At 72.7% G+C, this 26,343-nt stretch carries 29 protein-coding genes and 1 tRNA gene; 15 read left to right on the forward strand and 15 right to left on the reverse strand.

Annotation, left to right across the window (positions count from 1 at the left end; genetic code table 11):
• Positions 1-10: 10 nt before the first annotated feature.
• From ACIPPM_RS28550 to ACIPPM_RS28560, 3 genes are all read right to left on the reverse strand, one after another.
• On the reverse strand, positions 11-850 hold the full coding sequence (locus ACIPPM_RS28550; protein ID WP_401452911.1) for an SCO1664 family protein: 840 nt from the start codon (positions 848-850) through the stop codon (positions 11-13).
• On the reverse strand, positions 814-1,404 hold the full coding sequence (locus ACIPPM_RS28555) for a DUF3090 domain-containing protein (protein ID WP_389004784.1): 591 nt from the start codon (positions 1,402-1,404) through the stop codon (positions 814-816). Before ACIPPM_RS28555 ends, ACIPPM_RS28550 begins: the two co-directional genes overlap by 37 nt.
• A gap of 104 nt (positions 1,405-1,508) precedes the next feature.
• A complete protein-coding gene (locus tag ACIPPM_RS28560) occupies positions 1,509-2,195 on the reverse strand; it encodes a histidine phosphatase family protein (protein WP_393596382.1) in 687 nt (228 codons plus the stop codon).
• Between the two features lie 99 nt (positions 2,196-2,294).
• Between ACIPPM_RS28560 and corA the strand changes: the two genes are divergently transcribed.
• Positions 2,295-3,293: a magnesium/cobalt transporter CorA gene (corA, locus tag ACIPPM_RS28565; protein ID WP_401452914.1), complete on the forward strand. Its 999-nt coding sequence runs from the start codon at positions 2,295-2,297 to the stop codon at positions 3,291-3,293.
• Position 3,294: 1 nt separating this feature from the next.
• Here the strand turns inward: corA and ACIPPM_RS28570 are convergent, their stop codons facing one another.
• Both ACIPPM_RS28570 and ACIPPM_RS28575 read right to left on the reverse strand, forming a co-directional pair.
• Complete coding sequence (locus ACIPPM_RS28570) at positions 3,295-4,083, reverse strand: ferritin-like domain-containing protein (RefSeq protein ID WP_401452916.1); 789 nt, start codon at positions 4,081-4,083, stop codon at positions 3,295-3,297.
• 218 nt (positions 4,084-4,301) lie between these two features.
• A complete protein-coding gene (locus tag ACIPPM_RS28575; RefSeq protein WP_401452918.1) occupies positions 4,302-5,357 on the reverse strand; it encodes an LLM class F420-dependent oxidoreductase in 1,056 nt (351 codons plus the stop codon).
• Positions 5,358-5,529: 172 nt separating this feature from the next.
• Here ACIPPM_RS28575 and ACIPPM_RS28580 point away from each other — a divergent pair, with 172 nt between their 5' ends.
• Positions 5,530-6,513 carry an aldo/keto reductase gene (locus tag ACIPPM_RS28580; protein WP_401452920.1) on the forward strand — a complete coding sequence of 328 codons (984 nt, stop codon included), beginning with the start codon at positions 5,530-5,532 and terminating at the stop codon, positions 6,511-6,513.
• Positions 6,510-8,852 carry a helix-hairpin-helix domain-containing protein gene (locus tag ACIPPM_RS28585; RefSeq protein ID WP_401452922.1) on the forward strand — a complete coding sequence of 781 codons (2,343 nt, stop codon included), beginning with the start codon at positions 6,510-6,512 and terminating at the stop codon, positions 8,850-8,852. Before ACIPPM_RS28580 ends, ACIPPM_RS28585 begins: the two co-directional genes overlap by 4 nt.
• A gap of 58 nt (positions 8,853-8,910) precedes the next feature.
• Here the strand turns inward: ACIPPM_RS28585 and ACIPPM_RS28590 are convergent, their stop codons facing one another.
• Positions 8,911-9,609, reverse strand: a complete 699-nt coding sequence (locus ACIPPM_RS28590) for a hypothetical protein (RefSeq protein ID WP_401452924.1) — start codon at positions 9,607-9,609, stop codon at positions 8,911-8,913.
• Positions 9,610-9,656: 47 nt separating this feature from the next.
• Between ACIPPM_RS28590 and ACIPPM_RS28595 the strand changes: the two genes are divergently transcribed.
• A complete protein-coding gene (locus ACIPPM_RS28595; protein ID WP_093505037.1) occupies positions 9,657-9,845 on the forward strand; it encodes a DUF5703 family protein in 189 nt (62 codons plus the stop codon).
• A gap of 109 nt (positions 9,846-9,954) precedes the next feature.
• Here the strand turns inward: ACIPPM_RS28595 and ACIPPM_RS28600 are convergent, their stop codons facing one another.
• From ACIPPM_RS28600 to ACIPPM_RS28610, 3 genes are all read right to left on the reverse strand, one after another.
• A complete protein-coding gene (locus ACIPPM_RS28600; protein ID WP_401452926.1) occupies positions 9,955-11,049 on the reverse strand; it encodes a chaplin family protein in 1,095 nt (364 codons plus the stop codon).
• Between the two features lie 121 nt (positions 11,050-11,170).
• A complete protein-coding gene (gene chpH / locus ACIPPM_RS28605; RefSeq protein WP_030812634.1) occupies positions 11,171-11,404 on the reverse strand; it encodes a chaplin ChpH in 234 nt (77 codons plus the stop codon).
• Between the two features lie 147 nt (positions 11,405-11,551).
• Positions 11,552-12,877 (reverse strand): M20/M25/M40 family metallo-hydrolase, encoded by a 1,326-nt coding sequence (locus tag ACIPPM_RS28610; protein ID WP_401452929.1) that lies wholly within the window; start codon positions 12,875-12,877, stop codon positions 11,552-11,554.
• A 188-nt stretch (positions 12,878-13,065) separates the two neighbouring features.
• Here ACIPPM_RS28610 and ACIPPM_RS28615 point away from each other — a divergent pair.
• Together ACIPPM_RS28615 and ACIPPM_RS28620 are read left to right on the forward strand one after the other, a co-directional pair.
• Positions 13,066-13,153, forward strand: a tRNA-Leu gene (locus tag ACIPPM_RS28615).
• A gap of 72 nt (positions 13,154-13,225) precedes the next feature.
• Entirely contained in the window at positions 13,226-13,624 is a 399-nt protein-coding gene (locus ACIPPM_RS28620; protein ID WP_401452931.1) for a YchJ family protein, read from the forward strand.
• 8 nt (positions 13,625-13,632) lie between these two features.
• Here the strand turns inward: ACIPPM_RS28620 and ACIPPM_RS28625 are convergent, their stop codons facing one another.
• Positions 13,633-14,334, reverse strand: coding sequence for a FadR/GntR family transcriptional regulator (locus ACIPPM_RS28625; protein ID WP_389004795.1), 702 nt, complete (start codon positions 14,332-14,334; stop codon positions 13,633-13,635).
• Positions 14,335-14,475: 141 nt separating this feature from the next.
• Here ACIPPM_RS28625 and ACIPPM_RS28630 point away from each other — a divergent pair, with 141 nt between their 5' ends.
• From ACIPPM_RS28630 to ACIPPM_RS28640, 3 genes are all read left to right on the forward strand, one after another.
• A complete protein-coding gene (locus ACIPPM_RS28630) occupies positions 14,476-14,994 on the forward strand; it encodes a gluconokinase (RefSeq protein ID WP_401452933.1) in 519 nt (172 codons plus the stop codon).
• A gap of 103 nt (positions 14,995-15,097) precedes the next feature.
• Positions 15,098-16,495, forward strand: a complete 1,398-nt coding sequence (locus tag ACIPPM_RS28635) for a GntP family permease (protein ID WP_393596370.1) — start codon at positions 15,098-15,100, stop codon at positions 16,493-16,495.
• A 13-nt stretch (positions 16,496-16,508) separates the two neighbouring features.
• Positions 16,509-17,273, forward strand: a complete 765-nt coding sequence (locus tag ACIPPM_RS28640; RefSeq protein WP_161189321.1) for an SDR family oxidoreductase — start codon at positions 16,509-16,511, stop codon at positions 17,271-17,273.
• Positions 17,274-17,283: 10 nt separating this feature from the next.
• Here the strand turns inward: ACIPPM_RS28640 and ACIPPM_RS28645 are convergent, their stop codons facing one another.
• Genes ACIPPM_RS28645 through ACIPPM_RS28655 form a run of 3 tightly spaced genes read right to left on the reverse strand, consistent with a single transcriptional unit; the run spans position 17,284 to position 19,661 of the window.
• A complete protein-coding gene (locus ACIPPM_RS28645) occupies positions 17,284-17,910 on the reverse strand; it encodes a cytochrome b/b6 domain-containing protein (protein ID WP_401452936.1) in 627 nt (208 codons plus the stop codon).
• Positions 17,894-18,637, reverse strand: a complete 744-nt coding sequence (locus ACIPPM_RS28650; RefSeq protein ID WP_401452938.1) for a molybdopterin-dependent oxidoreductase — start codon at positions 18,635-18,637, stop codon at positions 17,894-17,896. The genes ACIPPM_RS28645 and ACIPPM_RS28650 overlap by 17 nt, the downstream gene beginning before the upstream one ends.
• Before the next feature lie 49 nt (positions 18,638-18,686).
• The gene (locus ACIPPM_RS28655) at positions 18,687-19,661 is read right to left on the reverse strand and encodes a hypothetical protein (protein WP_401453118.1); all 975 of its coding nucleotides are present in this window, start codon (positions 19,659-19,661) and stop codon (positions 18,687-18,689) included.
• A 345-nt stretch (positions 19,662-20,006) separates the two neighbouring features.
• On the opposite strand from ACIPPM_RS28655, the gene ACIPPM_RS28660 reads away from it, so the two are divergent.
• From ACIPPM_RS28660 to ACIPPM_RS28675, 4 genes are read left to right on the forward strand one after another with little or no spacing between them, the layout of a single operon-like run.
• Positions 20,007-20,900: a DMT family transporter gene (locus ACIPPM_RS28660; protein ID WP_401452940.1), complete on the forward strand. Its 894-nt coding sequence runs from the start codon at positions 20,007-20,009 to the stop codon at positions 20,898-20,900.
• Between the two features lie 51 nt (positions 20,901-20,951).
• On the forward strand, positions 20,952-21,503 hold the full coding sequence (locus tag ACIPPM_RS28665) for an NUDIX hydrolase (RefSeq protein ID WP_401453120.1): 552 nt from the start codon (positions 20,952-20,954) through the stop codon (positions 21,501-21,503).
• 21 nt (positions 21,504-21,524) lie between these two features.
• Positions 21,525-21,917, forward strand: coding sequence for a YidH family protein (locus ACIPPM_RS28670; protein WP_217462872.1), 393 nt, complete (start codon positions 21,525-21,527; stop codon positions 21,915-21,917).
• Entirely contained in the window at positions 21,914-22,240 is a 327-nt protein-coding gene (locus tag ACIPPM_RS28675; protein WP_401453122.1) for a DUF202 domain-containing protein, read from the forward strand. Before ACIPPM_RS28670 ends, ACIPPM_RS28675 begins: the two co-directional genes overlap by 4 nt.
• A gap of 16 nt (positions 22,241-22,256) precedes the next feature.
• Here ACIPPM_RS28675 and ACIPPM_RS28680 read toward each other — a convergent pair whose 3' ends face one another.
• Positions 22,257-23,198, reverse strand: coding sequence for an NADP-dependent oxidoreductase (locus ACIPPM_RS28680; RefSeq protein WP_401452942.1), 942 nt, complete (start codon positions 23,196-23,198; stop codon positions 22,257-22,259).
• A 175-nt stretch (positions 23,199-23,373) separates the two neighbouring features.
• Between ACIPPM_RS28680 and ACIPPM_RS28685 the strand changes: the two genes are divergently transcribed.
• Both ACIPPM_RS28685 and ACIPPM_RS28690 read left to right on the forward strand, forming a co-directional pair.
• Entirely contained in the window at positions 23,374-24,396 is a 1,023-nt protein-coding gene (locus ACIPPM_RS28685; RefSeq protein ID WP_401452944.1) for a phosphotransferase family protein, read from the forward strand.
• A 6-nt stretch (positions 24,397-24,402) separates the two neighbouring features.
• A complete protein-coding gene (locus ACIPPM_RS28690) occupies positions 24,403-25,617 on the forward strand; it encodes an acyl-CoA dehydrogenase (RefSeq protein WP_401452946.1) in 1,215 nt (404 codons plus the stop codon).
• Positions 25,618-25,673: 56 nt separating this feature from the next.
• Here ACIPPM_RS28690 and ACIPPM_RS28695 read toward each other — a convergent pair whose 3' ends face one another.
• Positions 25,674-26,267 (reverse strand): TetR/AcrR family transcriptional regulator, encoded by a 594-nt coding sequence (locus ACIPPM_RS28695; RefSeq protein WP_393596362.1) that lies wholly within the window; start codon positions 26,265-26,267, stop codon positions 25,674-25,676.
• Positions 26,268-26,343: the final 76 nt, after the last annotated feature.

Below are 26,343 nucleotides of genomic sequence, written 5' to 3' on the forward strand. Positions count from 1 at the left end.
CCTGCCGGGGTCAGACCGGGGGCCAGGGGATGGCGGGCCAGTCGCCGGTGGGTTCGGGGTGGCGGCCGGTGGCGAGGAGGTCGTCGACGCGGGCACGGGTGGCGTCGATCTCGGCCGGGGTGAGCAGCGGGGCCAGCTTCGCGGCCAGGGGGCCGTCGAAGGCTTCACGGAGGCTGCCCAGGACCGTGACGGCGTCCTCGGTGAGGGGTTCGCCCGCCCAGCCCCACAGCAGGGTGCGCAGCTTGTTCTCGGCGTTGAAGGAGACGCCGTGGTCGATGCCGTAGAGGCGCCCGGCGGCGGTGGGCAGGAGGTGGCCGCCCTTGCGGTCGGCGTTGTTGATCACGGCGTCGAGGACGGCGAGGCGGCGCAGCCGTTCGTCGTCGGCGTGCACGAGCAGCGCGGTCTGTCCCTCGCCGACCTCGGCGAGGCCGATGGCCTTCCAGCCGGGCCCGGCCTCCTCGCCCTCGGCGAGCGCGAGGAGTTCGGCGTCGGTGCTCACCTCGATCCAGAGCTGGCACATGCCCTCGCCGAAGGGGCCGTCGCGCAGCACGGTCGGCGGGATCAGGCCCCATCCGGTCGCCTCGGACACCTCGTAGGCGGCGACCTCGCGGCCGGCCAGGGTGCCGTCGGGGAAGTCCCACAGCGGGCGCTCCCCGGCGACGGGCTTGTAGATACAGGTGGCCTCCTGGCCGTCGAGGGCGACGGTGCAGAAGAGGGCGGCGTTGGAGGCGTCCCGGATGCGGCCGCGTACGGTCAGCTCGCCGTGGGCGAGCAGTTCGGCGGCGTCCGCGTCGGTCCCCGTCCCGGCGGCGCTCACGCTCCCCGGCGGTATCCGTTCTGGCGCGGACATACGTGTCCTTCCGGGTCGAGCGGGAGGCTGCACAGCGGGCACGGCGGCCGCCCGGCGTTGACGACGTCGAGGGCACGCTTGGCGAAGGCCCTGGCCTGCGCGCCGGTCAGGCGGACCCGCAGCATCGGGGGGCCGTTCTCCTCGTCCTGGAGGAGGCGTTCCTCGGCCTCGGCCAGGTCCTCGGCGGTCTCGGCGTCCAGCTCCACCAGGGCCTGGGCCTCGACGACCATGCGCTGTTCCTCGCCGTCCCAGGCCAGGGCCATGGTGCCGACGCGGAACTCCTCCTCGACGGGACTCTCCAGCGGGGCGGTGTCGGCGATCTCGACGGGGGCGACGGCGGGCACCGCGGCGTTTCCGCCGCTGCGGCGTACGACCTCGTCAAGAAGTTCGTCCATGCGTTCGGCGAGCGCGGCGACCTGGGCCTTCTCCAGGGCCACGCTGGTCGCCCGCGGGCCCGCGGTGGCCTGGAGGAAGAACGTACGGCGTCCGGGCAGCCCGACCGTGCCGGCCACGAAGCGGTCCGGCGGGTCGTAGAGGAACACCTGACGGGACACGTCCTGTCTCCATGGGTTCGGGATCGTTCGAGCGGTTCAAGCGGTCGGTGCGGGAGTGCGGACACGCCGCGCGGCCGACCGCCTCACCCTACTGCGGGCGGCGATCACGGTGCGCCCGCACCGCCCCCGACCGGTGCGTCGTCGTCCGGGGGCGTCTCGCGGGGGGCGAGGGAGGCGAGGTCGCCGGTCTCGCCGAGGCGGACGAGGTAGGGCCGCAGCCGGGTGTAGCGGATGGCGGTGACGGAGCAGGGCTCCACGGAGACGCGCTGGAAGAGGTCGAGGTGGAGTCCGAGGGCGTCGGCGACGATCGACTTGATGATGTCGCCGTGGGAGCACATCAGGTAGACGGCGTCGGCGCCGTGCTCGCTCTCCACGCGCGCGTTCCAGTCGCGTACGGCGGAGACGGCGCGGGCCTGCATGTCGCGCATGGACTCGCCGCCCGGGAAGGCGGCGGCGGAGGGGTGGCTCTGGACGACCTCCATCAGGGGTTCGTCCTTCAGCTCGGCGAGCTTGCGGCCCGACCAGTCGCCGTAGTGGCACTCCCCGATCCGGTCGTCGGTGTGCGGGCGCAAGCCGGGGCGGGCGTCCAGCAGGGGCCGTACGGTCTCCTGGCAGCGCTGCAGGGGGCTGAGGACGATCTCGCTCAGGGGCAGGCCGTCGAGGCGGGCGGGAAGCGCGGCGGCCTGCTCGGTGCCGCGTTCGTCGAGGGCGACGCCGGGTGTCCAGCCGGCGAGGAGCCCCGCGGTGTTGGCGGTGGAGCGGCCGTGCCTAACGAGGATCAGGGTGGGCATGCGGCCCAGCGTAGACCGGCGCCGCCGGGTGGTGATCCGGGGCGCACAATCATGGGGCCCCGAGTGCGTGCGGGGCGGGACAACGGGAGAATGCACTCCGTGATCTTCGACTGTGCCATCTACCGGGACGGGCATCGGACCGATTCGTCCGACGACCCCGCGAAAGCCCTGCGGGAGGCGCGTGCGGCGGACGACGCGTTCGTGTGGATCGCGCTGCACGATCCGACCGCGGACGAGTTCGAGCAGGTCCGCAGGGTGTTCGGCCTGCACCCGCTGGCGGTCGAGGACGCCCTGAAGGCCCACCAGCGCCCGAAGCTGGAGGTGTACGACGACTCGCTGTTCGTGGTGCTGAAGCCGGTGTTCTACGAGTCCTCGCGCGACACGGTGACCACGGGCGAGGTCATGCTCTTCCTCGGTGACTCGTTCGTGGTGACGGTGCGGCACGGCGAGTCCTCCCCGCTGCCGGAGGTGCGGCGGCGTCTGGAGGCGGACCCGGACAAGCTGCGGCACGGGCCGACCTCGGTGCTGTACGCGGTCGCGGACGCCACGGTGGACGAGTACCTGGAGGTGGCGACGGAGCTGGCCACGGACCTGGACGAGCTGGAGGCGGAGGTGTTCTCCCCGTCCGACGCGGGTTCCCGGGGCACCGCGTCCAAGATCTACCTGTTCAAGCGGCAGGTGCTGGAGTTCCGGCGGGCGACGGGGCCGCTGACGGTGCCGATGACCCGGCTGTCGGGGATGGGGTCGTCCGCGACCGAGGTGCCGTTCGTGGACGCGTCGGCGCGGCCGTTCTTCCGGGACGTCAACGACCATCTGACCCGCGTCAACGAGTCGGTGGAGGGCCTGGACCGGCTGGTGTCCGACATCCTGTCCGCGCATCTGGCGCAGATGGGCGTGCGGCAGAACGACGACATGCGCAAGATCTCGTCCTGGGCGGCGATGGCCGCGATCCCGACGCTGATAGCGGGCATCTACGGCATGAACTTCGAACACATGCCGGAGCTGCGCTGGGTGTGGGGCTACCCCACGGTGGTCGCGGTGATGGTGGCGCTGGAGGTCGTGCTGTACCGGAACTTCAAGCGGCGCGGCTGGCTGTGACTCACACCGGTTCGGTGGCCCGGGGGGCGGGGCCGCCGAGCGCGTCGCGCCGTTCGGGCATCTCCAGGGTGACCATGCGACGCCAGCCGAAGGCCCGTTCCCACGCGTACAGGGCGTGGATACCGGCGGCCAGGAGCGCGTTCCTGGCGCGGGACCAGCGCAGGAGGCGGCCCATGTGGGCCATGACGCCGAGGCTGACGTCCCGGTAGATCCGGATCTCGGCGAGCGCGCTCTCGCGCAGGACGCGCTGGATGAGGCGGCCGTGGCCCTGGTAGGCGAGGCGCAGGAGTTCCTCGTGGCAGTAGGCGAGGTGGTTGTCCTCGTCGTGGGAGATCATCCGCACGGCGCGGCCCACGTCGGGGTGGTCGCCGAAGTGCTTGAGGAGCATCCGCATCTGCTCGGAGGCCCGCTGTTCGGTGACGCGGCTGTGGGCGAGGTAGACGACGATGTCGCGCTCGGTCAGCGGCCGGTCGGCCTTGAGCTTGTCGTGGGGCAGGCCGATGCCGCGCCGTTCGAGGAGCATCGTGTAGTCGGTGTCGGGTGGCACCTCGACGGGCTTCAGGCCGCGTCTGCGCAGCAGGGCCTCGAAGAGGCGGCCGTGCTTGTCCTCGTCGGCGCCGTGCCGGGCGATCCTGGGCGCGAGAGCGCGCGCGGCCTCCGGGACCAGGGCGGCGATCCTGCCGTTCTCCCAGCCGCCCTGGGACTCGCCGCCCGCGGCGATGGAGCAGAAGAGCCGGAAGGACGCGTCGTCGTCGAGGATCTCCTGGAACAGGCTCTTGGCCGAAAGCATCGCGGGCCCCTCTCTGCACGTCTCCGCAGAGAAGTAGTCAAGTGTGGGTCAAGGGGGCGCGCAACAGGAGGTCGGCCGCGCTGGGCCGAAAGGGGGACGGGCGGGGGCGTAACCCCGTCCGTCCCGGCGCGTTGTTCCTCGTGACGGCCGTGGCGGGGAAGACTCCCCGAGCCCCCACCACGGCCGCGGACCTCTCCCCCGGGTCCCCCGGGCTCCCGTCAGGCGAGACCGGCGCGCTCCAGGGCCTCGGCGCCGCCGCGCAGGGCGGCGAGCCGCTCCTCCAGCGTGAAACCGGCCGGGGCGAGCGTGAGGGTGGTGACACCGGCCGCCGCGTACGCCTTCATGCGGTCGGCGATGCGGTCGACGGAGCCGAGCAGGGTCGTCTTGTCGATGAGGTCGTGCGGGATGGCGGCCGCGGCGCCGTCCTTGTCACCGGCGAGGTACTTGTCCTGGATCTCGGCGGCCTCCTTCTCGTACCCCATGCGCTGGGCGAGCCGGTTGTAGAAGTTCTGCTTGCGGCTGCCCATGCCGCCCACGTAGAGCGCGGTGTAGGGGCGGAAGGTGTCGGCGAGCCGGGTCACGTCCGCGTCCTCGCCGAGGGCGAGCGGCACGGTGGGGCAGATGTCGAAGCCCTCGAGGGTCTTGCCCGCCTTCTCCCGGCCCGCGCGCAGGTGGGCGACGGCGGTGTCCTCCAGGTGCTCGGCGGAGGGGAAGATCAGCAGGGCGCCGTCGGCGATCTCGCCGGTCTGCTCCAGGTTCTTGGGGCCGATGGCGGCGATGTAGAGCGGGATGTGCTCGCGCTGCGGGTGCACGGTCAGCTTGAGCGGCTTGCCGGGGCCGTCGGGCAGCGGCAGCGTCCAGTGCTCGCCCTCGTACGACAGGCGGTCGCGGGTCATCGCCTTGCGGACGATGTCCACGTACTCACGGGTGCGGGTGAGCGGCTTGTCGAACTTGACGCCGTACCAGCCCTCGGAGACCTGCGGGCCGGAGACGCCGAGGCCGAGGCGGAAGCGGCCGCCGGAGAGGGAGTCGAGCGTCGCCGCGGTCATCGCCGTCATGGCGGGCTGGCGGGCCGGGATCTGGAAGATCGCCGAGCCGACGTCGATGCGCTCCGTCTGCGCGGCGACCCAGCTGAGCACCGTGGCCGCGTCGGAGCCGTACGCCTCGGCGGCCCAGCAGACGCTGTAACCGAGGCGGTCGGCCTCCTGCGCCACCGCGAGGTTGTCCCCGTCCATCCCGGCGCCCCAGTAGCCGAGGTTGATCCCGAGCTGCATGACCGATCCCCTTACTCGCAAGTAACGTATCTGCGGCCGACCTTAGCGACCGTTTCCCGCGCGGCCCACCCCGCCCGCGGTGTTTCCGGGGTGTCGTGCCGGGGTCTCGTGGCCGGGTTCCGTTGTCCACAGGCAACCCACGGCAGCAGCTCTGGCCAGTAATCTCGCGCACATGGAGCAGAGGCATCTCGGCCGTACCGGCCTGCGCGTGTCCCGGATCGGACTCGGCACCCTCACCTGGGGCCGGGACACCGAGGAGCACGACGCCGCGGACATGCTGAAGGCGTTCTGGGAAGCGGGCGGCACCCTGGTCGACACGGCGGACGTGTACGGCGACGGGGCGGCCGAGTATCTGCTCGGGCAGTTGACGGACTCCCTGGTGCCCCGCGAGGACCTGGTGATCTCCACCAAGGCGGGCAGCGTGCCCGATCCCGAGCGCCCGGCCGACGGTTCCCGGGGGCATCTGCTCGCCGCCCTGGACGCCTCGCTGGAGCGGCTGGGCACCGACCATGTCGACCTGTGGCACATCCACTGCCACGACCCCGACACCCCGCTGGAGGAGACGCTCCAGGCACTGGACCTGGCCGTGAGCAGCGGGCGCGCGCGCTACGCGGGGGTGTCCAACTTCTGCGGCTGGCAGCTCGCCAAGGCCGCCACCTGGCAGCTGGCCGCGCCCGGTGTCCGTACCCGGCTGGCCGGGACCCAGCTCGAGTACTCCCTGCTCCAGCGGGGCGCCGAGCGCGAGGTGCTGCCCGCCGCGCTGGACCTGGGGATCGGCCTGCTGCCCTCTTCCCCGCTGGGCCGGGGGGTGCTGACGGGGAAGTACCGGAGTGGTGTGCCGTCCGACTCGCGCGGCGCCTCCGAGCACATGGCGCCCTTCGTGGAGCCGTACCTGGACGACACCGCGAGCCGGATCGTGGACGCGGTGACCACGGCCGCCGACGGGCTCGCCGTCACTCCGCTCCAGGTGGCGCTGGCCTGGGTCCGGGACCGGCCCGGGGTGACCGCGCCCGTCGTGGGCGCGCGTAACGCGCGGCAGCTCGCGGCGGCGTTGTCGGTGGAGGCGCTTAGTCTTCCTGACGAGATCTGCCGGGCGCTGGACGATGTCTCGGCGCCCGTGCACCGCTATCCCGATCACGACTGGAGCACCCTGTGACCACGGAGCATTCGCCTGCCGGCGACACGGAGGGGGCCGCCTCCGGCGAGGCGGCGGAGGTCGAGCCCGGGGCCGATGCCGGGCGCGCACCGTCCGCCGATGTCCCGGAGGGCACGGTCGGCGGGGCGGACGTACCCGTGGGCGGCGCGGAGCCCGGTGACAGCCGGGACGCTGCCGGTGCGTCGGCCGACGCGTCCCGGGACGCGCTGCCCGACGGTGGGGCGGACGCGGACGCGGGTGACGTGGAGAGCGGTGACCGGGCTTCGTCCGTGGAGGGCTCGGGCCAGGAGGCCGGGAGCGCCGGGGCGCCGGAACCCGCCGAAGGCGCTGCCGCGCCCTCCGAGGCCGAGGCCGAGTTGGCCGCTCAGCGGGTCGAGCGGGAGCGGATCGCCCGGCGCAGGGCGGAGCGGCAGGGGCCCGTCGCGAGTGGCGGCAAGCTGAGCGGGACGGCGGCCGATCTGCTGGCCGCCGTACGGGCGGTGGAGAGCGGGGAGAAGCCGGTCGCCCCCGCGTTCGTGGAGCCCGCTCCGGCGCCGCGCCGCCCCGCGCCCGAGCCCGAGCGGCGTCCGCAGCCCGTGCGGGCGGCACCCGCACCCGACGCGGAGGCCGTCGACGCCGTACGCGCGGTGCTCACCGAGGGCGGTGCGCCGGAGACGCTGGCACCCCAGGTGGCCGCGGCGCTGGGTGACGACGCGGAGGACACGCTGCGCGCCGATCCCTGGCAGCTGCTGCGGGTCGCGGGCGTCCGGCCGGAGCAGGCGGACGGTTTCGCGCGGGCCCTGCTGGGCGCGGAGTGCCGTCCGGACGACGAGCGGCGCGGGCGCGCGCTGACGGTGTGGCTGCTGGAGCAGGCCGCGCTGGCCGGGCACACCGCGCTGGACCTCCCGGCGCTCACCGAGGCCCTCGGGCAGCGGGCGGTGCCGGACCCGGACGAGGCCGTGCAGAGCGCGCTCGCCGAGGGTGACGCCCTGGTCTTCCAGGACGCCCTGGAGGAGCCCGGAGCCCGGTCCGCCGCCCCTGCGGGGGAGGACGACGAGGAGGCGACGGAGGTCCCGGTCCGTGTCCTGGCCGGTCTCGAGCGGTACGCGCTCGCCGAGGAGAGCCTCGCGGACGCGCTGGCCCGGCTGGTCAACTCGGTGCCCAAGGAGACCGAGGAGCCCTGGGAGGCGGCCGTGGCCGCGCTGTCCAGGGGCGCGGCCGACCTGGCCCGCCAGGTCGCCGGGCACGGCCTGGTGCTGCACACCGGCGGCGAGGCGGCCCGCGCCGAACCCGCCGCGCTGCTCGGCGCCGCCCGCGCGGCGGGTCTGCGCGCGTTCGCGGTCTGCCACACCCCCGACGGCGCCCGCCGCTTCGCCGCGCAGCTGGGCGAGGAGCCCGGCGCGGGCGCGGTGGGCACGGTCGCGGGCCTGCTGTCCGGCGCGTCGGGCCCCGGCCGGGACGCGGAGGGCGCGCTCGCCCTCGATCTGCTGATCGTGCTGGACGCGCCCCAGCTGGACGTGGAGGGCGCCGCGATGCTGGCCGAGTCGCTGCCGGACGGGGCCCGCCTCGTCCTCAGCGGTGACCCGGCGGTGCTGTGGTCGGCCGGTCCCGGCCGGGTCTTCGCCGACCTGCTCGCCGTGCCCGCCTGTCCGCAGGTCGCCTCCCGGGTGCCCGATCCCGGCCCGCTCGGCGAGCTGGTCTCGGGCATCGGGGTGGGCGAGCTGAGCCAGGTCGAGGCGCCCGGCAAGGAGATCGTGATCGTCCCGGTGCGGGACGCGGGCGAGGCGGTGCACCGTACGGCGCAGCTGGTGGCGGACTCGGTGCCACGCGCGTTCGGGGTCCCGCCGGAGGAGACGGTGGTGATCACTCCGGGGCACGGGGGCGCCGCGGGCACCCGTGCGCTCAACACGGTTCTGAAGGAGCGGCTGAATCCCGGCCCCGGCCGGTTCGGCGGCTTCGACCCCGGCGACCGGATCGTGCACTCCCCCGCGCCGGGCCGTTCGGTGCCGGGCCGGGTGGTGGGTGCGGACGCGGAGGGGCTGCGTCTGGAGTGCGCGGGCGTGCCCGTGGTGGTGCCCAGGGAGCTGGTGGAGAGCCGGGTGCGGCACGGCTGGGCGCTGACCGCGCACCAGGCGGTGGGCGGCCGCTGGGCCGCCGCCGTGGTGGTGCTGCCGGGTGACGCGGCGGACGTGCTGACCCGGCCGTGGGTGTACACCGCGTTCGGCCGGGCGGAACGGCATCTGTCCGTGGTGCACGGGGTGGAGCAGGCGCTGCCGCAGGCGGTGGCGGAACGGGTGGCCAAGCCGCGCACGACCCGGCTGCGGACGCTGCTGCGGGTGCAGCTCCCTCCGGCGGGCTGAGCCCGGAAACACGGCGGTGCCCGTACCGGAACGTTCCGGTACGGGCACCGCCGTTCGCTCACCGATCGCGGTCGAGCGGCTCCAGATCGTCGTCGGACGCCTTCAGGGTCTGGTGCGGCTCGGCAGACTCGTCGGGGTCGTCGCTGTCGTCCCGGTCGAAGACCGCGCTGACGTCGAAGCGGCAGATCACCTGCTGCGGGTCGGCCTCCTCGAAGGGGGCCTCCAGCCATTCGCCGGGCTCGGCCGCCTCCTCCGCCGCGGAGACCCAGAGCGTGGAGTCGCCCTCCGCGAGACCGAACTCACGGTGCCGGGACGCGATCTCGTCCGGCTCGAACTCGCCGAACAGGATGCCGAGCGCGCCGGGAACCGTGCTCGCGGTGTCGTCGTCGGTGAGGGCGTCCTCGAACTCCGCGGCCTCCACCCGCTGGGCCTGGGCCAGCAGCCGCTGGGGTTCCGCCACGGTGTAGTCGCGGCGGATCAGGACGCTGACGGCATGCGGGTCCTCGGGGCCCGCGTACGGCGGCAGCGAGTCGTCGGCGCCGGGGATCTCGAAGGGGGTGACCTCGTCGTAGCGGTCGTAGAGCAGCTCGTCGTACACCTCGCCGGCCGCCGCAAGCTGATTGAACGCCTCGTGGACGGCCGGGTCGTCGTCACCCGTCCTGCGTTCGACGGCCGCCAGGTGGCGGTCGAGCGCGGTCTTGACCGCCTCGGCGGCGGCGCGTACCTCGGCAGCGGTGGGCTGCGCAGCATCAGACATAGTGCAGACGCTATCCGTACCGGGCACCAGCCCGCACAATAGATGCGATGCCGGAATACGAATTTGTCGACGTGTACGTCCCGCGCGGGGTGTCCCGCAACGAGGCGACGCGTCTCCTCACGGACCATGCCGAGTACGGACACTGGGAGTTGGACCGACTGAGCCTGATGCGCGATGGCAGCCGCAGGGTGCGGTTGCGCCGCCGGATCATCCGCCAGGTGCGTGCCACGTGGTGAGGACGGGCGAGCGGAAAGACTGATCGGAGCGGGCCCCGCCGGGACACGGCAGGGGCCCGCTCCGTCTTTCGGGTCACCCCGGGGATGTCTTTCCGGGTCACCCCGGGGATCAGGCCGCGTTCCGGGCCTTGCGGTACAGCACCGCGCCCGCGAGGATCGCGCCCGCCCCGGCCGACAGGGCGAGGCCCAGCGGCAGGTCATCACCGGTGTGGGCGAGCGTGCCGCCTCCGGCGTGGCTGCCGGGCCCCCGGCGGACCACCTGAGCGGCCCCCTGCGGGTGGCTGCCGCCGGCGGAGGGGGTGGTGGGGGTGCTGGGTGCGGTGGGGGTGCTCGGGGTGTGGGGCGGGGTCGGGGTGCCGGGGCTGCCCGGCTGGGTCGGGGTGCCGGGAGTGCCGGGGTTGCTCGGCTGACCGGGGTTGCCCGGAGTGCCGGGGTTTCCCGGGGTGCCCGGTGTACCGGGGCTTTCGGGGGTGCCCGGAGTACCGGGGTTCCCGGGGGTGCCCGGACTTCCGGGGGTGCCCGGATTCCCGGGCTGGCCGGGGTTCCCGGGGTGACCGGGGTGGTGTCCGTGGTGTCCGGGCGGGCATGAGTCCCCGCCGTGACCGGGATGCCCAGGCATACCGGGGTGAGCCGGATGCCCCGGCGTACCGGGGTTCCCCGGGTGACCCGGCGTCCCCGGACTCCCAGGCTGACCCGGACTCCCAGGCTGGCCCGGATTCCCAGGCTGACCCGGATTTCCAGGCGTCCCCGGCGGATTGTGCTGGCCGCGGCCCTGGCCGCCGTTCCCGCACTGGTTGCCCCCGGCCGGATTCCCCAAGCCGATGACATCGACGCTGTTGCCGCACAGGTTGACCGGGATGTCGACCGGTACCTGGACGGTGTTGCCGGAGCCGACGCCCGGTGAGTCGGTGGTGCGTCCACCGGCGTGCGCGCCCCCTGGACCGCCCCCCGCACCACCCCGCGCGCCGTTGCCGCAGGCGTTGCCCACGGACGGGTTGAGCAGTCCGACGACGTCGACGGTGTTGCCGCAGGCGTTCACCGGTACGTGGACCGGGGCCTGCACGGTGTTGCCGGACAGTACGCCGGGCGAGCGGGCGGCGGAGCCTGCCGCGCCCGAGTCGGCGTGTGCGTATCCACTGGCGGCGGCGATCACTCCGGTCGCGGCCGCCATGGTCATCAGGCCCTTACGGGTGCCCTGTCGCATGTGCTGATCCCCCCTGGGATTTCCCTGCTTCGACTGGTCGCGAAAACCGGTCGGCCCCGGAGCGCATGACGCGCGCTCCGGGGCCGACGGTTCGCTGAGAACGCCCCTCGAACAGCTGACGTCAGTCGTTGACGCAGGTGTTGCCGAAGGCGGGGTTCAGGAGCCCGATCACGTTGACCGTGTTGCCGCAGACGTTCACCGGGACGTGCACCGGCACCTGCACGACGTTGCCGGACAGCACACCGGGCGAACCGACGGCGGCGCCGCTGGCACCCGCGTCGGCGGCGGCCATGCCCGCGCCCGCGAGAACGAGTCCACCGGTGGCAACCGCGGCAGCGACGACCTTCTTGATCATTATTCCTCCTAGTTGGAAACACGGCCCCAAGGTGCGGGGTCACATCACGGGTAACGAGGAGGAAGTAATCGGGCTACGAGCTTATCGGCGCATTCACTCTTCTCAGTCGATCTCGTACGCCTGCCTGATTACCCCTGGCCGGGGGCGTCAGGAGGCGTCGATGAACCGGTCGAGCACCCGCACGCCGAACTGGAGCCCGTCCACCGGGACCCGCTCGTCGACGCCGTGGAACATCCCGGCGAAGTCCAGCTCCGGCGGCAGCTTGAGCGGCGCGAAGCCGAAGCCCCGGATGCCGAGGTCGTCGAACGACTTGGCGTCCGTACCGCCGGAGAGCATGTACGGCACCGCGCGCGCGATCGGGTCCTCGGCCAGCAGCGCGGACTGCATGGCCTCCACGAGGGCGCCGTCGAAGCTGGTCTCGACGGCCTTGTCCGCGTGGACGTCCGAGCGGCGCACGTTCGGGCCGAGCAGCCGGTCGAGGTCGGTGAGGAACTCCTCCTCGTGGCCCGGCAGGAAGCGGCCGTCGATGTGCGCGGTGGCCTCGCCGGGGATGACGTTGACCTTGTAACCGGCGTTCAGCTGGGTGGGGTTGGCGGTGTTGCTGAGGGTGGCGCCGATGAGCTTGGCGATGCCGCCGAGCCTGGCGAGCGTCGACTCCATGTCCTCGGGGTCGAGTTCGGTGCCGAGCGCGTCGCCGAGTTCGTCCAGGAAGGCGCGGGTGGTCTTGGTGACCCGTACCGGGAACTTGTGGCGGCCGACGCGGGCGACCGCCTCGGACAGCTCGGTGATGGCGTTGTCGCGGTGGATCATCGAGCCGTGCCCGGCGGTACCGGCCACGGTCAGCTTCATCCAGTGCATGCCCTTCTCGGCCGTCTGGATCAGGTAGAGCCTGCGCTGCTCGTTCACCGTGAAGGAGAAGCCGCCGACCTCGCTGATGGCCTCGGTGACGCCCTCGAACAGCTCGGGGTGGTTGTCGACCAGGTACCGGGCGCCGTAGGTGCCGCCCGCCTCCTCGTCGGCGAGGAAGGCGACGACGATGTCGCGCGGCGGCTTGCGCCCGCTGCGCAGCCGGTCGCGGACGACCGCGAGGGTCATCGCGTCCATGTCCTTCATGTCGACGGCACCGCGCCCCCACACGCACCCGTCGGCGACCTCGCCGGAGAAGGGGTCGTGGGTCCAGTCCTCCGCGTTGGCCGGTACGACGTCCAGGTGGCCGTGGATCAGCAGGGCCGGCCGGGACGGGTCCTCGCCCTGGATGCGGGCGACGGTGGAGGCGCGCCCCGGGTGCGACTCGAAGATCTTCGGCTCGAGCCCGACCTCGGCGAGCTTCCCGGCGACGTACTCGGCGGCGGCGCGCTCGCCGGGGCCGGAGTGGTCGCCGTAGTTGCTGGTGTCGAACCGGATCAGCTCGCGGCAGAGGTCCACGACCTCGTTCTCACCGGTGACGCCCTTGGCCGTGTCCGTCTCAGTCACGCTGCTTCCTCCCGCTGTCACTGCTGGTGGGTCACCCCCATCCTCCCCCTGCCCGGCCCGTCCGCGTCCACCCCGCCACAGCCCGTTCACACAGCGGGGGCCTGGGCCGGGGGGTGATCGGACACCCCCGAAAGCCTGGTAATGTTTCCTTCGTCGCCGCGGGGAACACCCCGCACGACAGACACCTTGTCCGGGTGGCGGAATGGCAGACGCGCTAGCTTGAGGTGCTAGTGCCCTTTATCGGGCGTGGGGGTTCAAGTCCCCCCTCGGACACCAGTGAGAGACCCCGCTTCGTGCGGGGTCTTCTGCTTTTCCGGACTCCGTGCGCGGTCCGGCACAATGACTCGCATGGCCCGTCGCACCTCCCGTAACGCCCGTCCCGCCAGCTGCCCTTGCGGGCTGTCGAGCTCCTACGCCGACTGCTGCGGTCGGTTCCACTCGGGGGCCGTCGCCGCGCCGAGTGCCGAGGCGCTGATGCGGTCGCGGTACAGCGCGTTCGTCGTGGGGGACGTCGACTATCTGGTGCGGACCTGGCATCCGCGGACGCGGCCCGAACAGCTCGACCTCGATCCGGGGATGCGGTGGACCGGGCTGGAGATCCTCGAGACCGGGGGCGGTTCCGCCTTCCACTCCACGGGGACCGTGACGTTCCGGGCCTCGTACCAGGGGGGTTCGCTGCATGAGCGGAGTCGGTTCGAGCGGGTGGACGGGGCTTGGGTGTACGTCGATGGGGAGTTCCTCGACTGAACCCGGCCTTATGGCACCAGGATGTCCAGTTCCTGGAGTGCACCCACCGTGATCTCGCGGGTCAGTTCCTCCGCGCGGACGCTGTCGCCCGCGCGGACCGCCTCGGCGACCCGGACGTGCAGGGTGACGGCGGGCGGGTCGGGGTCGGCGAACATCACGTCGTGCTGGGTGCGGCCCGCGAGGACCTCGGCGACGACGTCCCCGAGGCGGGCGAACATCTCGTTGCCGGAGGCCGTGAGGATGATCCGGTGGAAGGCGATGTCATGGATCAGGTACTGGTCCAGCTTGTGGCCGCGTGAGTTGGCGACCATGCCGAGCGCGCACTCGGTGAGTTCGGCGCACTGCTCGGCGGTGGCGTTGCGAGCGGTGAGCCCGGCCGCGATGGGTTCGATCGCGGAGCGCAGCACGGTCAGTGAGCGCAGCTGGTGCGGGCGGTCGGCGCCCGCGAGGCGCCAGCGGATGACCTGCGGATCGTAGACGTTCCACTCGTGCTTGGGGCGGACCGTGACGCCGACGCGGCGGCGGGAGGCGACCAGGTGCATGGACTCCAGTACGCGGACGGCCTCGCGCATGACGGAGCGGGACACGTCGAACCGCTGCGCCAGTTCGTCGGTGCGCAGCACGCTGCCCGGCGGGTACTCGCCCGCCGTGATCGCGGGGCCGAGGGTGTCCAGTACGCGGCCGTGCAGCCCCCGGCCCGGTGTGCTCATGCACTCAGCGTACGGCCTGGATCACAGCCATAAAAAGTCAGACTTATATGTCACAGGCACTTGAATTTGTCGTACCTAATGGGTTTCAGTGTGGCGACGCCGGAGTACGGCGTCGATGTCGAAGAAGACAGCGAGGCAGTCATGCGCACCCCCCAGGTCGTCGTCGTGATGGGCGTCGCCGGGACGGGCAAGACCACGATCGGTCCCTTGCTCGCCGCCCGGCTGGGCGTCCCGTACGCCGAGGGCGACGACTTCCACCCGCAGGCCAACATCGACAAGATGTCGGCGGGGACGCCGCTCGAGGACGCCGACCGGTGGCCGTGGCTCGATGCCATCGGGCGCTGGGCGCACGGCCGGGCCGGGCTCGGCGGGGTGGTGAGCAGCTCCGCGCTGAAGCGGTCGTACCGCGACCGGCTGCGGGCCGAGGCTCCCGGTGCGGTGTTCGTGCACCTGACCGGCAGCCGTGAGCTGATCGAGGGCCGGATGTCCCAGCGGCAGGGCCACTTCATGCCGACCGCGCTGCTGGACTCGCAGTTCGCCACGCTCCAGTCCCTGGAGGCCGACGAGGCGGGTGTCGCCGTCGACGTCAGCGGGTCCCCCGAGGAGATCACCGAGCGGGCGGCCGAGGCTCTGGCCGCGTTCGCCGCCGCCTCCGCGTAGTCCCCTCCGCAGTACCAGTACCGCAGTACCGCAGTACCCCTTTGTCACCCCTTTTCTTCACCCCCTCATGTCCACCGAATCCCCGTAACCGCAAGGGAATCCCGTGACCAGACTCAGCGTCGAGATGCTGGCAGCGGACACCGTCCAGCCGATCACCTCGGCCGGCCACGCCCAGCTGGGCATAGCCGTCCTGGCGGGCATCGCCGTCATCGTTTTTCTCATCACCAAGTTCAAGCTCCACGCCTTCCTGGCCCTGACCATCGGTTCGCTGGTGCTGGGCGCGGCGGCCGGTGCTCCGCTCGACAAGGCGATCGTGAGCTTCACGACCGGCCTGGGCAGCACGGTCGCCGGTGTCGGTGTGCTGATCGCGCTGGGCGCGATCCTCGGCAAGCTGCTCGCCGACTCCGGCGGCGCGGACCAGATCGTCGACACGATCCTCGCCAAGGCGGGCGGCCGTGCGATGCCGTGGGCCATGGTGCTCATCGCGTCCGTGATCGGTCTGCCGCTGTTCTTCGAGGTCGGCATCGTGCTGCTGATCCCCGTCGTGCTGATGGTCGCCCGGCGCGGCAACTACTCCCTGATGCGCATCGGCATCCCGGCGCTGGCCGGTCTGTCCGTGATGCACGGTCTGATCCCGCCGCACCCCGGCCCGCTGGTCGCGATCGACGCGGTCAAGGCCAACCTGGGTGTGACGCTGGCGCTCGGCATCGTGGTCGCCATCCCGACCGTGATCATCGCCGGTCCGCTGTTCTCGAAGGTCGCCGCCCGCTGGGTGGACGTACCGGCGCCCGAGCGGATGATCCCGGAGCGCGCCTCGGAGAGCCTGGAGCGTCGTCCGGGCTTCGGCGCCACGCTGGCCACGGTGCTGCTGCCGGTGGTGCTGATGCTGGCGAAGGCCCTGGTGGACATCGTCGTCGACGACCCGGCCAACCTGACCCAGCGGGTCTTCGACGTGGTCGGCTCCCCGCTGATCGCGCTGCTCGCCGCGGTGATCGTCGGCTTCTTCACGCTGGGCCGCCCGGCGGGCTTCACCAAGGGCCGTCTGCAGCAGACCGTCGAGAAGGGCCTGATGCCGATCGCGGGCATCCTGCTGATCGTCGGCGCGGGCGGTGGCTTCAAGCAGACGCTGATCGACTGCGGGGTGGGCCAGATGATCCTGGACATCTCCAAGGACTGGTCGATCCCGGCGCTGCTGCTGGCGTGGCTGATCGCGGTGGCGATCCGGCTGGCGACCGGTTCGGCGACGGTGGCGACGGTCTCGGCGGCCGGTCTGGTCGCACCGCTCGCGGCCGACATGTCGACCACGCACGCCGCGCTGCTGGTGCTGGCCATCGGTGCCGGTTCGCTCTTCTTCAGCCATGTCAACGACGCCGGTTTCTGGCTGGTGAAGGAGTACTTCGGGCTGAGCGTGGGCCAGACGGTGAAGACCTGGTCGCTGATGGAGACCATCATCTCGGTGGTCGCCGGTGGTCTGGTCCTGCTGTTGTCACTGGTCATCTAGGAGCGGCACGGCGATGACGGCTCACCCTCTCTTCGACATCAGCGGCCGTACGGCCCTGGTCACCGGTTCCAGCCGGGGCATCGGTCTCGCCCTGGCCCGTGGTCTCGCCGAGGCGGGCTGCACCGTGGTCCTCAACGGACGTGACGGTGACCGCCTCGCGCGGGCCGCGGCGGAACTGCCCGGCGACCGGGTCCACACGGCGGTGTTCGACGTGACCGACGGCCCCTCGGTGGCCGCCGGGATCGCCGAGGTCGAGGAGCGGGTGGGCCCGCTCGACATCCTGGTCAACAACGCGGGGATGCAACTGCGGGCGCCGCTGCTGGAGTTCACCGACTCCGACTGGCACCGCATCCTCGACACCAATCTCACCAGCGCCTTCCTCACCGGCCGCGAGGCCGCCCGCCGGATGACCGAGCGTGGGCGCGGCAAGATCGTGAACGTGTGCTCGCTGCAGAGCGAGGTGGTACGCCCCGGCATCGCGCCGTACGCGGCGACCAAGGGTGCGCTGAAGATGCTCACCAAGGGCATGTGCGCGGACTGGGGTCCGCGGGGTGTGCAGGTCAACGGGCTGGGGCCCGGTTACATCGAGACCGAGCTGACCCGGCCGCTGGTCGAGGACGCCGAGTTCAGCGCGTGGGTGCGGGGGCGGACCCCGGCCGGGCGCTGGGGGCGTACCGAGGACCTGGTCGGCGGGCTGCTGTTCCTGGTCTCCCCCGCCGCCGACTTCGTCACCGGTCAGGTGCTCTACGTCGACGGCGGCATGACGAGCGTGCTCTGAGCACGCGGAGTCACGGGCGCCACAGCGGGTGTTCCCGCTCCGCCCACTCCCGGCTCACGGTGCCGGTGCGCAGTCCCCGCCGTGCCTCCGGGTCGCCCAGCGCCTTGCCGACGTGTCCGACGAGGACCACGCCGATGGTAAGGGCCAGCCAGTCGTGCACGAAGGTGGCCGAGGTGCGCCACAGCAGCGGGGTGAGGTGGGTGAACCACATCATCAGGCCGGTGCCGAGCATCACCAGGACGGCTCCGGCGATCCAGGCCGTGTAGATCTTCTGCCCCGCGTTGAACTTGCCCGCGGGGCGTGCCGAGTGGCGCCGGTCCCGGTGCAGGGCGGCGCGCAGCCAGTGCCGGTCGTGCGGGCCGAACCGGTTGAGCGCGCCGAGGTCGGCGCGGAACGCGCGGGAGACCAGCCCCAGCAGCACCGGCGCGGGCAGGGCGAGTCCGGCCCATTCGTGGACCCGTACGACGAGTTCGCGGCGGCCGACGAGGACGGCGAGCTGGGGCACGTAGAGGCAGGCGGCCGTCGCCACGCAGACGGCCATGAGGGCGGCGCTCGTGCGGTGCACCCAGCGTTCTGCGGGGGTGAAGCGGTGGACGCGGGCGCTGGTGGGTGCCGGGGTGTCAGCTCGTAGGGTCATCGGTCCGTCCGTTCGAGCGGCCGACCCAGGCGTCGACGTCGTAGCCGAGTCTCTCCCAGTAGCCGGGCTGCACATGGTCGCTGACCGTGATGCCGGAGAGCCATTTGGCGGACTTGTAGAAGTACATGGGGGCGACGTAGAGGCGGACGGGGCCGCCGTGGTCGTGGCCGATGTCCTTGCCCTGCATGCGCAGCGCGACCAGGACGTCGGGGCGGCGGGCCTGGTCGAGGGTGAGGCTCTCGGTGTAGGTGCCGTCGAAGCAGGTGAAGCGGATGGCCCGGGCGGTGGGGCGGACGCCGGCCGCGTCCAGCAGGGTGCTCAGGCGGACGCCCTCGAAGGGGGTTCCGGGTACGCGCCAGCCGGTGACGCACTGGACGTCCCTGGTCAGGCGGGTGCGGGGCAGGGCGCGCAGGTCGGCGAGGGTGTAGGCGCGGGGGTGGTCCACCAGGCCGTCGACGGTGAGCCGGTAGTCGGCGGGGCCCTTGTGCGGGACGGAGGCGGCGACGGAGTAGTAGCGGAAGCCGCCGCCGTTGGGGAGGAGGCCGCTGAGGCCGGTGGGGTCCTGGCCGGAGAGGGCGCCGAGCGCGCTCTCCGCGCCGCGTTGCAGCCAGGGCGCGGTGGCGACGCCGAGCGCGCCCAGGCCGAGGGTGCCGAGGAACAGGCGGCGGCCGATGGGCTTGCCCTGCGCGTCGGGGTCGGGGGTGTGCCGGTCCGGGTCGGGGGTCACGTCGTCATTCGAGCACGAGTGGGGGCGGTGGGGCCAGTGTCGCCGGGGATCAGCCGATGGCCAGGGCATGGGTGCGGGCCTGGTGGAAGGCGGCCCAGGGGTCCTGGCCGGTGTAGGACCAGGGGGCGCGGGTGGCGTGCGGGCCGATGCGGTGGAAGAGGGCCGCGGCCTCTGCGGGGCGGCCCGCGGCGGACATGGCGAAGGCCAGGTGGTTGAGGTCGATGTGGCGTCTGGGGTGTTCGTCGTGCTCCCACTCCAGCCACCAGTCGAAGGCGGCGTGCAGCACCCGGCGGGCGCGGGGGCCGGTCCAGTGGGCGCAGGGGGCGGGGCCGGGGACGGCGGGGGCGAGTCCGGCGGCGGCGAGGACGCGGTGGCGTTCGGCGTACGCGACGACCGGGAGGACGGCCAGCGGGGAGTCGGCGGGGGCCTCGGCGGCGGCGCGCTCGGCCGCGTCGTACGCCTCGTGGGACTCGGGGCCGCCGGGCGGGCGTTCGGCGAGTCCGGCGATGAGCAGGTGGTGGCCGTGGTGGTGCTCGGGGTGGCGGGCGCGCAGTTCCTTGAAGACGGCCGTCGGCTCGGGTCCGGGGCCGTGGGCGCGGGCCAGCAGGAGCAGGCCGAGCCAGGGGGTGGGGTCGGCGGGGGCCAGTTCGGCGGCGGTGTGGCAGGAGGCGCGGGCGTGGCCGGGGTCCTCCTGGCCACGCAGGGCGCGGTGGACCAGGGCCAGCGCGAGCAGGGTGGCCGCGTCGGCGGAGCCGGGTTCGGCGAGCAGCCACTGCCCGGCGGCGGTGTGGGCGCCGGGTTCGGCGGCGAGCGCGGTGACGCGGTGGCCCCGGCGGTCCCAGTCGTCGCCGGTGTGGAGCAGCAGGGAGCGGGCGGACTGCCAACGTCCCCGGGCCAGGGCGGCGCGCGCGGCGAGGAGTTCGGCGTCGCCGAGGGCGGCGTCGAAGGTGCCGGTGTGCTCGGGGGTGGTGCCGCCGGGCGGCTCCGAGGGGGCCCGGTCTGTGACGGGCGGGGGCGGGGTCAGGGGCACCGCAGGACTTCCTGTTTTTCGGGCTGCCATCGGCCGATCACTCACAGCAAACTCCCCGCCTCGGTTTGCGTCAAGCGGAATCAGGGTGTTGCTCGGTTCAACCACCGCGGCAGCAGGGCTACTTGGGGCACGGGTGCCCTGGTCGGGGCCGGTTAGGCCGATTCGGGGGCGCCGGGTGTGGCGTACGCCATGGCGCCGGGCGGCGGGGGGACGGAACATGACCGGACGGTTCCCCCGAAACGTGCCCGCTTCCGGGCACTCTCCACAGTCCCGCCCGTCCGGGGCGCTACAGTCGGCCACTACGCAATCGTGGCCCGGCCGATGATCGAGGTACGCAGCGTGTCCGTTCTGGTTCTCCTCCTCGCCGTGAGTGCCGCGGCGTGCCTGGGGTTCGGGTTCGTGCTTCAGCAGAACGTGGCGCGGAACGCGCCCCCGAGCGACTTCCTGTCCTTCCGGCTGCTGCTGGACCTGATGCGGGTGCCGCGCTGGCTGGGCGGTACGGCGCTGATGGTGGCGGGCATGGCGCTGGGCGCGGTGGCGCTCGGCAATGGCGAGATCTCGCTGGTGGAGCCGCTGCTCGCGACGAACCTGCTGTTCGCGCTCGCCCTGTCCCGCCGTCAGACCGGCCAGCGGCTGGGCAGGCAGGGCTGGACCGGTCTGGTGCTGCTGGCGGGCGGGGTGAGTACGTTCATCCTGGCGGGCCGCCCGCGCGGCGGCACCGCGGTCACCGATCCGGTGCGGCACTGGCTGATCCTCGGCGTGATGGTCGGGGTGGCGCTGGCGCTGGCCTGCTGGGCGAAACGCTCACGCGTCTCCTGGAGCCCGGTGCTGCTGGCGACGGCCGCCGGGCTTCTCTACGGCGTGCAGGACGCGCTGACCCGGGTGAGCGGCATCCGCTTCCGGGAGGGCGGCTTCACGGAGCTGTTCACCGGCGGGCATCCCTACGCGGTGCTGGCGCTCGGGGTGACCGGGCTGCTGCTGGTGCAGAGCGCGTTCGAGGCGGCACCCTTGCGCATGTCGCTGCCCGCGCTGACGGCGGCCCAGCCGCTCGCGGGCATCCTGTGCGGGGTGGGTTTCCTCGGCGACCGGCTGCACACCGACACCGGGGCGCTGGCCTGGGAGGCGGCGGGACTCGCGGCGGTCGTCGCGGGCATCGTGCTGCTGGGGCTGCACCCGGCGATGCCGTGCGGCACGGCCGAGGAGCGGCCGGTGCGGGATCTCCAGCGGAACTGAGCCGCCCACGCCCGGGGCTGCTTGGATGGCGGGATGAACCCCGCCGACGAGATGAACCCCGCGGACGAGACGAACCCGGCCGCCGAGACGAACCCCGCCGACGAGATCCTCGACATCGTGGACGAGCACGACCGTGTCGTCCGCCAGGCCCCGCGCGGCGTGGCGTACGCCGAGGGGCTGCGCCACCGCTGTGTCTTCATCCAGGTCCGTGACGCCGAGGGCCGCCTCTTCGTGCACCGGCGCACCGCGACCAAGCTGGTCTTCCCCGCGCTGTACGACCTGTTCGTGGGCGGTGTGGTGGGCGCGGGCGAGTCCTACGACGAGGCGGCGCTGCGCGAGGCGGAGGAGGAGCTGGGGGTGAGCGGGCTGCCGGAGCCGACGTTCCTCTTCAAGTTCCTCTACGAGGACGAGGCGGGACACGGCTGGTGGTCGGCGGTGTACGAGGTGCGCTGCGAGCTTCCGGTACGGCCGCAGGTGGAGGAGGTGCAGTGGCACGCCTTCCTCACCGACGAGGAGGTCGCGGCGCGGCTGGCCGAGTGGGAGTGGGTCCCGGACGGGCTGGCCGCGCACGAGCGGCTGAGGGGGTTCCGAGCGGCGGGGTGAGACGCCGGTAGGGTCCGTCGGGTGAGCGAATTCGTGCGGAACGCCCGGCTCTGGTTCGCGCCCGAGCGGGTGCGGGACGAGGGCACCACCCCGGACTACCGGTTCTCGCTGGCCAACGAGCGGACCTTCCTGGCCTGGCTGCGGACCGCGCTGGCGTTGATCGGCGGCGGTTTCGCGGTGGACCAGTTCCTGCCGCACCTGCGCTGGGCGTGGCGGGTGGGGCTGGCGCTGGCGCTGCTGGGCGGCGGGGTGCTGTGCGCGCTGCGGGCGGTGCACCACTGGGTGCGCTGCGAGCAGGCGATGCGGCGGGGCGAGGATCTGCCGGTGTCCCGGTTCCCGGCGGTACTGAGCCTGCTGGTGGCGGTGGTGGCCGTGGCGATGGTCGTGGTGGTGCTGGCCGGATGGGCGGGATGACGGGCGCGGCGACCGCTCCGGCCGCGGACCCGGGGCTCCAGCCGCAGCGCACCCGGCTGGCGTGGCGGCGTACGACCCTGTCGGGCACGGTGACCGCGGTGCTGGCGATGCGGTCGGCGGTGCGTGCGGCCAGTCCGCTGACCGGGGCGCTGCTGGTCCTGCTGTGCTGCGCGTGCTGGCTGGCCTTCCTCGCCCTGGCCCATCTGCGCATCCGGACCCTGGCGGCGAGCCCGGTACCGCCCACGCTCACCCCACGCCTGGCGTGGGCGGCGACGGGGTGCGCGGTGGCGCTGGCGGTGTGCGCGGCGGTGCTGCTGGCCTAGCGGTGCACTGCCGGCCCTAGTCGTCCTCGGGCCTGCTCACCGTCACGACGATCTTGCCGCGGGTGCGGCCCTCCTGGCTGAGCTGCTGGGCCTCGGCGGTCCGCTCCAGCGGGAACGTCTTGTCGACGTGGACGGAGACGGCGCCCTGGTCGGCCAGTTGGCCGAGCTTGGCGAGGTCCGCGGCGTCGGGGCGGACGAACCAGTAGCGGCCGCCGTACTCGGTGACGTCCGGGTCGGCGATCGAGGCGAGTCGGCCGCCGGGGGCGAGGAGCTGGGCGGAGACCTTCAGGGTCTCGCCGCCGACGGTGTCGAAGACCGCGTCCACGCCCTCGGGCGCGATGCCGCGTACGCGTTCGGCCAGGCCCTCGCCGTAGCTGACGGGTTCGCCGCCGAGGCCGCGCACGAAGGCGTGGTTGCGTTCACTGGCGGTGCCGATGACGCGGGCGCCGAGGTGGGCGGCGATCTGCACGCCGAGGGAGCCGACGCCCCCCGCCGCCGCGTGGATGAGCACCGTCTCGCCGCGCCTGACGTTCAGGATCTGGACGAGGACCTGGTAGGCGGTCAGGCCCGCCAGCGGCAGTCCGGCCGCCTCCTCGAAGGAGAGCGCGGCGGGCTTGCGGGCCAGGGTGCGCACGGGGGCGGCGATGTACTCGGCGAAGGTGCCGAGCGAGAGCAGGTCCTCGCGGACGTACCCCATCACCTCGTCCCCTGCCGCGTACTCGACGACGGAGGCGCCGGGGCGGACCACGACGCCGCTGACGTCCCAGCCGGTGACGACGGGGAAGACGGTGTTGAGGATCGGGTCGAGATAGCCCTCGCGGCACTTCCAGTCGACCGGGTTGACCGCGGCCGCGCGCACCCGGACCAGCACCTGGTCGGGGCCGACCTTCGGCTCGGGCTGCTCGCCGTACTCCAGCACCTCGGGGCCGCCGTAGCGGCGGTAGCTGATGGCCTTCATGATCTGGACCTTCCAGGGTGTTCACCCGCCACGCAACCCCGGTGTCACGATATGGGCGTTTCGCGGGGCCCGTACGTAGCTCGTCCGCCGTAACTCCGTGGAACACACTGGACGGCATACCGACCGGTCGGCATCATGAGACGGGTTCCTGTTCACCCGTTCGTAGGAGAGACGTATGAGCGCCGATCACCCGCCCGGACTCGATCTCGACCGGCTGCGCGCGTTGCTCGACCGTGATCACCCCGGTCTGGCGACCGGCCCGCTGACCGGCAGGCTGATCGAGGGCGGACGGTCGAACCTCACCTACGCCGTCACCGACGGCACCTCCCGCTGGGTCGTCCGGCGCCCGCCGCTGGGCCACGTCCTGGCCACCGCGCACGACATGCGGCGCGAGCACCGGGTGATCAGCGCCCTGCACCCCACCCGGGTGCCGGTGCCCCGGCCGGTGCTGCTGTGCGAGGACGACGAGGTGCTGGGCGCGCCCTTCTACGTGATGGAGTTCGTCGAGGGCACCCCGTACCGCACGGTGGACCAGCTCGCGCCGCTCGGCCCGGAGCGCACCCGGAACGCGGTGCTGTCGCTGGTGGACACCCTCGTCGAGCTGCACGCGGTGGACCCCGCCGAGGTGGGCCTCGCGGACTTCGGCCGCCCCGAGGGCTTCCTCGACCGCCAGCTGCGCCGCTGGGGCAAGCAGCTCGATGCCTCCCGCAACCGCGAACTGGCGGGTGTGGACGAGCTGCACGCGGCCCTCGGCCGCTCGCTGCCCACCTCCCCGGCCCCGACCGTGGTGCACGGCGACTACCGCCTGGACAACGTGCTGATCGGCGAGGGCGACCGCATCGAGGCGATCCTCGACTGGGAGATGTCCACCCTGGGCGACCCGCTGACCGACCTGGGCCTGCTGGTGATGTACAGCCAGCCGCTCGGCATGACCCACTCCCCCGTCTCCACCACCGCCGAGGCCCCCGGCCACCCGACGCCCGCCGAGCTGATCGAGCGGTACGCGGAGCGCTCCGGGCGCGATGTCTCGGACGTCAACTGGTACACGGCGTTCGCCTGGTTCAAGCTCGCCGTGATCCTGGAGGGCATCCACTACCGGTACACCCTCGGCCAGACGGTCGGGCGCGGCTTCGACCGCATCGGGGACCTGGTGCCCGTCTTCATCGACCACGGACTGACCACCCTTCAGGAAGGCTGAGCACAGATGGACTTCGCGTACGACGCGCGCACCGAGGAACTCCGGACCCGGCTGCTGGCCTTCATGGACGAGCACGTGTACCCGGCCGAGAAGACCGCCGAGGAGCAGCGCGCGCTGCTGGACTCCCCCTGGGACACCCCGCCGGTGGTGGACGAGCTGAAGGCCGAGGCGCGGCGGCAGGGCCTGTGGAACCTCTTCCTGCCCGACGCCGAGTACGGTGCCGGGCTGACCAACCTCCAGTACGCGCCGCTGGCCGAGATCACCGGCCGGTCCCCGCAGCTGGCGCCGACCGCGCTGAACTGCGCGGCGCCGGACACGGGGAACATGGAGGTGCTGGCGCAGTTCGGCACCGACGAGCAGAAGAAGCAGTGGCTGGAGCCGCTGCTGGCCGGGGAGATCCGGTCGGCGTTCGCCATGACGGAGCCGGAGGTGGCCTCCTCGGACGCCACCAACATCACCACGCACATCGACCGCGATGGCGACGAGTACGTCATCACGGGCCGCAAGTGGTACATCTCCGGGGCGATGAACCCGGACTGCAAGATCTTCATCGTGATGGGCAAGACCGACCCGGACGGCGCGGACCCGCGCCGTCAGCAGTCGATGGTGCTGGTGCCGCGGGACACGCCCGGTGTGACCGTGAAGCGGGCCATGCAGGTCTTCGGGTACGAGGACCACTCGCACGGCGGGCACGCGGAGGTCGTCTTCGACCACGCGCGCGTGCCGGTGGCCAACCTGGTCGGCGAGGAGGGCGGCGGCTTCGCCATCGCGCAGGCCCGGCTGGGTCCGGGGCGCATCCACCACTGCATGCGGCTGATCGGCATGGCCGAGCGGGCCATCGAGCTGATGTGTCGGCGGGCGGTGTCGCGTACCGCGTTCGGCAAGCCGCTGGCGCAGCAGGGCGTGGTGCAGAACTGGATCGCGGACGCACGGGTGACGGTGGAGCAGCTCCGGCTGCTGGTGCTGAAGACGGCCTGGCTGATGGACACCGTCGGCAACCGGGGCGCGCACACCGAGATCCAGGCCATCAAGATCGCGACTCCGCGTGCGGTGGTGGAGATCCTGGACCGGGCGATCCAGCTGCACGGCGCGGGCGGGGTGAGCCAGGACTTCCCGCTGGCCGACCTGTACGCGGGCGCCCGCACTCTGATGCTGGCGGACGGTCCGGACGAGGTGCACCAGCGCTCGCTGGCCCGGCGTGAGCTGAAGAAGTACCTGTAGCGAAGTCGCTGTCGTAAGGGGCGCCTGCCGTTGCGGGCGCCCCTTACGCGTGGTCCTTATGGGCGCAGGGCGCGCAGGAGGAGGTCGGCGAGGTGGTCGGCGACCTGCTGCGGGGTGAGCGGGCCCTTGGGGCGGTACCAGGTGGACAGGTGGTGGACCGAGCCGAAGTGGTAGTCCACGACGAGGTCGGCCGGGGTGGCGGTGGAGAACACGCCCTCGCGCTGGCCCTCCTCGATGAGCGCGCGGAACCGTTCGTGGTAGCGGCGGCGCTCGGCGCGGACCTGCTTGTTCTTCTCCGGGCTGAGGTGGTGCATCGAGCGGAAGAAGATCATCGCGTCGTCGAGGTTGTCGATGGTGGTGACGACGACGTCGGCGGCCGCGTCCCGTACCCGCTTCTCCACCGGCTCGTCGGCGTCCGCGAAGGCGTCCAGCCGGTCCTGCTGGAGGCGCAGCACGCGCGCGTAGACCTCGTGCAGGAGGTCGTCCTTGGAGCCGAAGTAGTGGTAGAGGGCGCCCTTGGTGACTCCGGCGGCCTCGACGATCTCCTGCACCGAGGTGCGGTCGTAGCCCTGGTCGGCGAAGAGGCGGGTCGCGGCGTCCAGCAGCCGCCGCGGGACGGGTGTGGTGTCTCCGTCCGTGGTCCTGGGCACTGCCGCCACCTGCCTTTCCGTCGGGTCCGCCGACTGTCGTCACTGGCGCGGGAACGGTCTCCCGCCGGAGGATCTT

It is taken from the genome of Streptomyces sp. NPDC090119, from assembly GCF_044747085.1.
GTDB lineage: Bacteria > Actinomycetota > Actinomycetes > Streptomycetales > Streptomycetaceae > Streptomyces.

What these genes read in the sequence shown, in the direction of transcription:
- ACIPPM_RS28580 (WP_401452920.1), top strand. Translation starts at nt 5,530, where the DNA reads ATGGAGCAGAGGCATCTCGGCCGTACCGGCCTGCGCGTGTCCCGGATC.
- ACIPPM_RS28570 (WP_401452916.1), bottom strand. Translation starts at nt 4,083, where the DNA reads ATGCTTTCGGCCAAGAGCCTGTTCCAGGAGATCCTCGACGACGACGCG.
- ACIPPM_RS28645 (WP_401452936.1), bottom strand. Translation starts at nt 17,910, where the DNA reads ATGACCCTACGAGCTGACACCCCGGCACCCACCAGCGCCCGCGTCCAC.
- ACIPPM_RS28685 (WP_401452944.1), top strand. Translation starts at nt 23,374, where the DNA reads ATGAGCGCCGATCACCCGCCCGGACTCGATCTCGACCGGCTGCGCGCG.
- ACIPPM_RS28625 (WP_389004795.1), bottom strand. Translation starts at nt 14,334, where the DNA reads ATGAGCACACCGGGCCGGGGGCTGCACGGCCGCGTACTGGACACCCTC.
- ACIPPM_RS28550 (WP_401452911.1), bottom strand. Translation starts at nt 850, where the DNA reads ATGTCCGCGCCAGAACGGATACCGCCGGGGAGCGTGAGCGCCGCCGGG.
- ACIPPM_RS28620 (WP_401452931.1), top strand. Translation starts at nt 13,226, where the DNA reads ATGGCCCGTCGCACCTCCCGTAACGCCCGTCCCGCCAGCTGCCCTTGC.
- ACIPPM_RS28560 (WP_393596382.1), bottom strand. Translation starts at nt 2,195, where the DNA reads ATGCCCACCCTGATCCTCGTTAGGCACGGCCGCTCCACCGCCAACACC.
- ACIPPM_RS28595 (WP_093505037.1), top strand. Translation starts at nt 9,657, where the DNA reads ATGCCGGAATACGAATTTGTCGACGTGTACGTCCCGCGCGGGGTGTCC.
- ACIPPM_RS28680 (WP_401452942.1), bottom strand. Translation starts at nt 23,198, where the DNA reads ATGAAGGCCATCAGCTACCGCCGCTACGGCGGCCCCGAGGTGCTGGAG.
- ACIPPM_RS28630 (WP_401452933.1), top strand. Translation starts at nt 14,476, where the DNA reads ATGCGCACCCCCCAGGTCGTCGTCGTGATGGGCGTCGCCGGGACGGGC.
- ACIPPM_RS28640 (WP_161189321.1), top strand. Translation starts at nt 16,509, where the DNA reads ATGACGGCTCACCCTCTCTTCGACATCAGCGGCCGTACGGCCCTGGTC.
- ACIPPM_RS28575 (WP_401452918.1), bottom strand. Translation starts at nt 5,357, where the DNA reads ATGCAGCTCGGGATCAACCTCGGCTACTGGGGCGCCGGGATGGACGGG.
- ACIPPM_RS28690 (WP_401452946.1), top strand. Translation starts at nt 24,403, where the DNA reads ATGGACTTCGCGTACGACGCGCGCACCGAGGAACTCCGGACCCGGCTG.
- ACIPPM_RS28600 (WP_401452926.1), bottom strand. Translation starts at nt 11,049, where the DNA reads ATGCGACAGGGCACCCGTAAGGGCCTGATGACCATGGCGGCCGCGACC.
- ACIPPM_RS28590 (WP_401452924.1), bottom strand. Translation starts at nt 9,609, where the DNA reads ATGTCTGATGCTGCGCAGCCCACCGCTGCCGAGGTACGCGCCGCCGCC.
- chpH (WP_030812634.1), bottom strand. Translation starts at nt 11,404, where the DNA reads ATGATCAAGAAGGTCGTCGCTGCCGCGGTTGCCACCGGTGGACTCGTT.
- ACIPPM_RS28675 (WP_401453122.1), top strand. Translation starts at nt 21,914, where the DNA reads ATGACGGGCGCGGCGACCGCTCCGGCCGCGGACCCGGGGCTCCAGCCG.
- ACIPPM_RS28665 (WP_401453120.1), top strand. Translation starts at nt 20,952, where the DNA reads ATGAACCCCGCGGACGAGACGAACCCGGCCGCCGAGACGAACCCCGCC.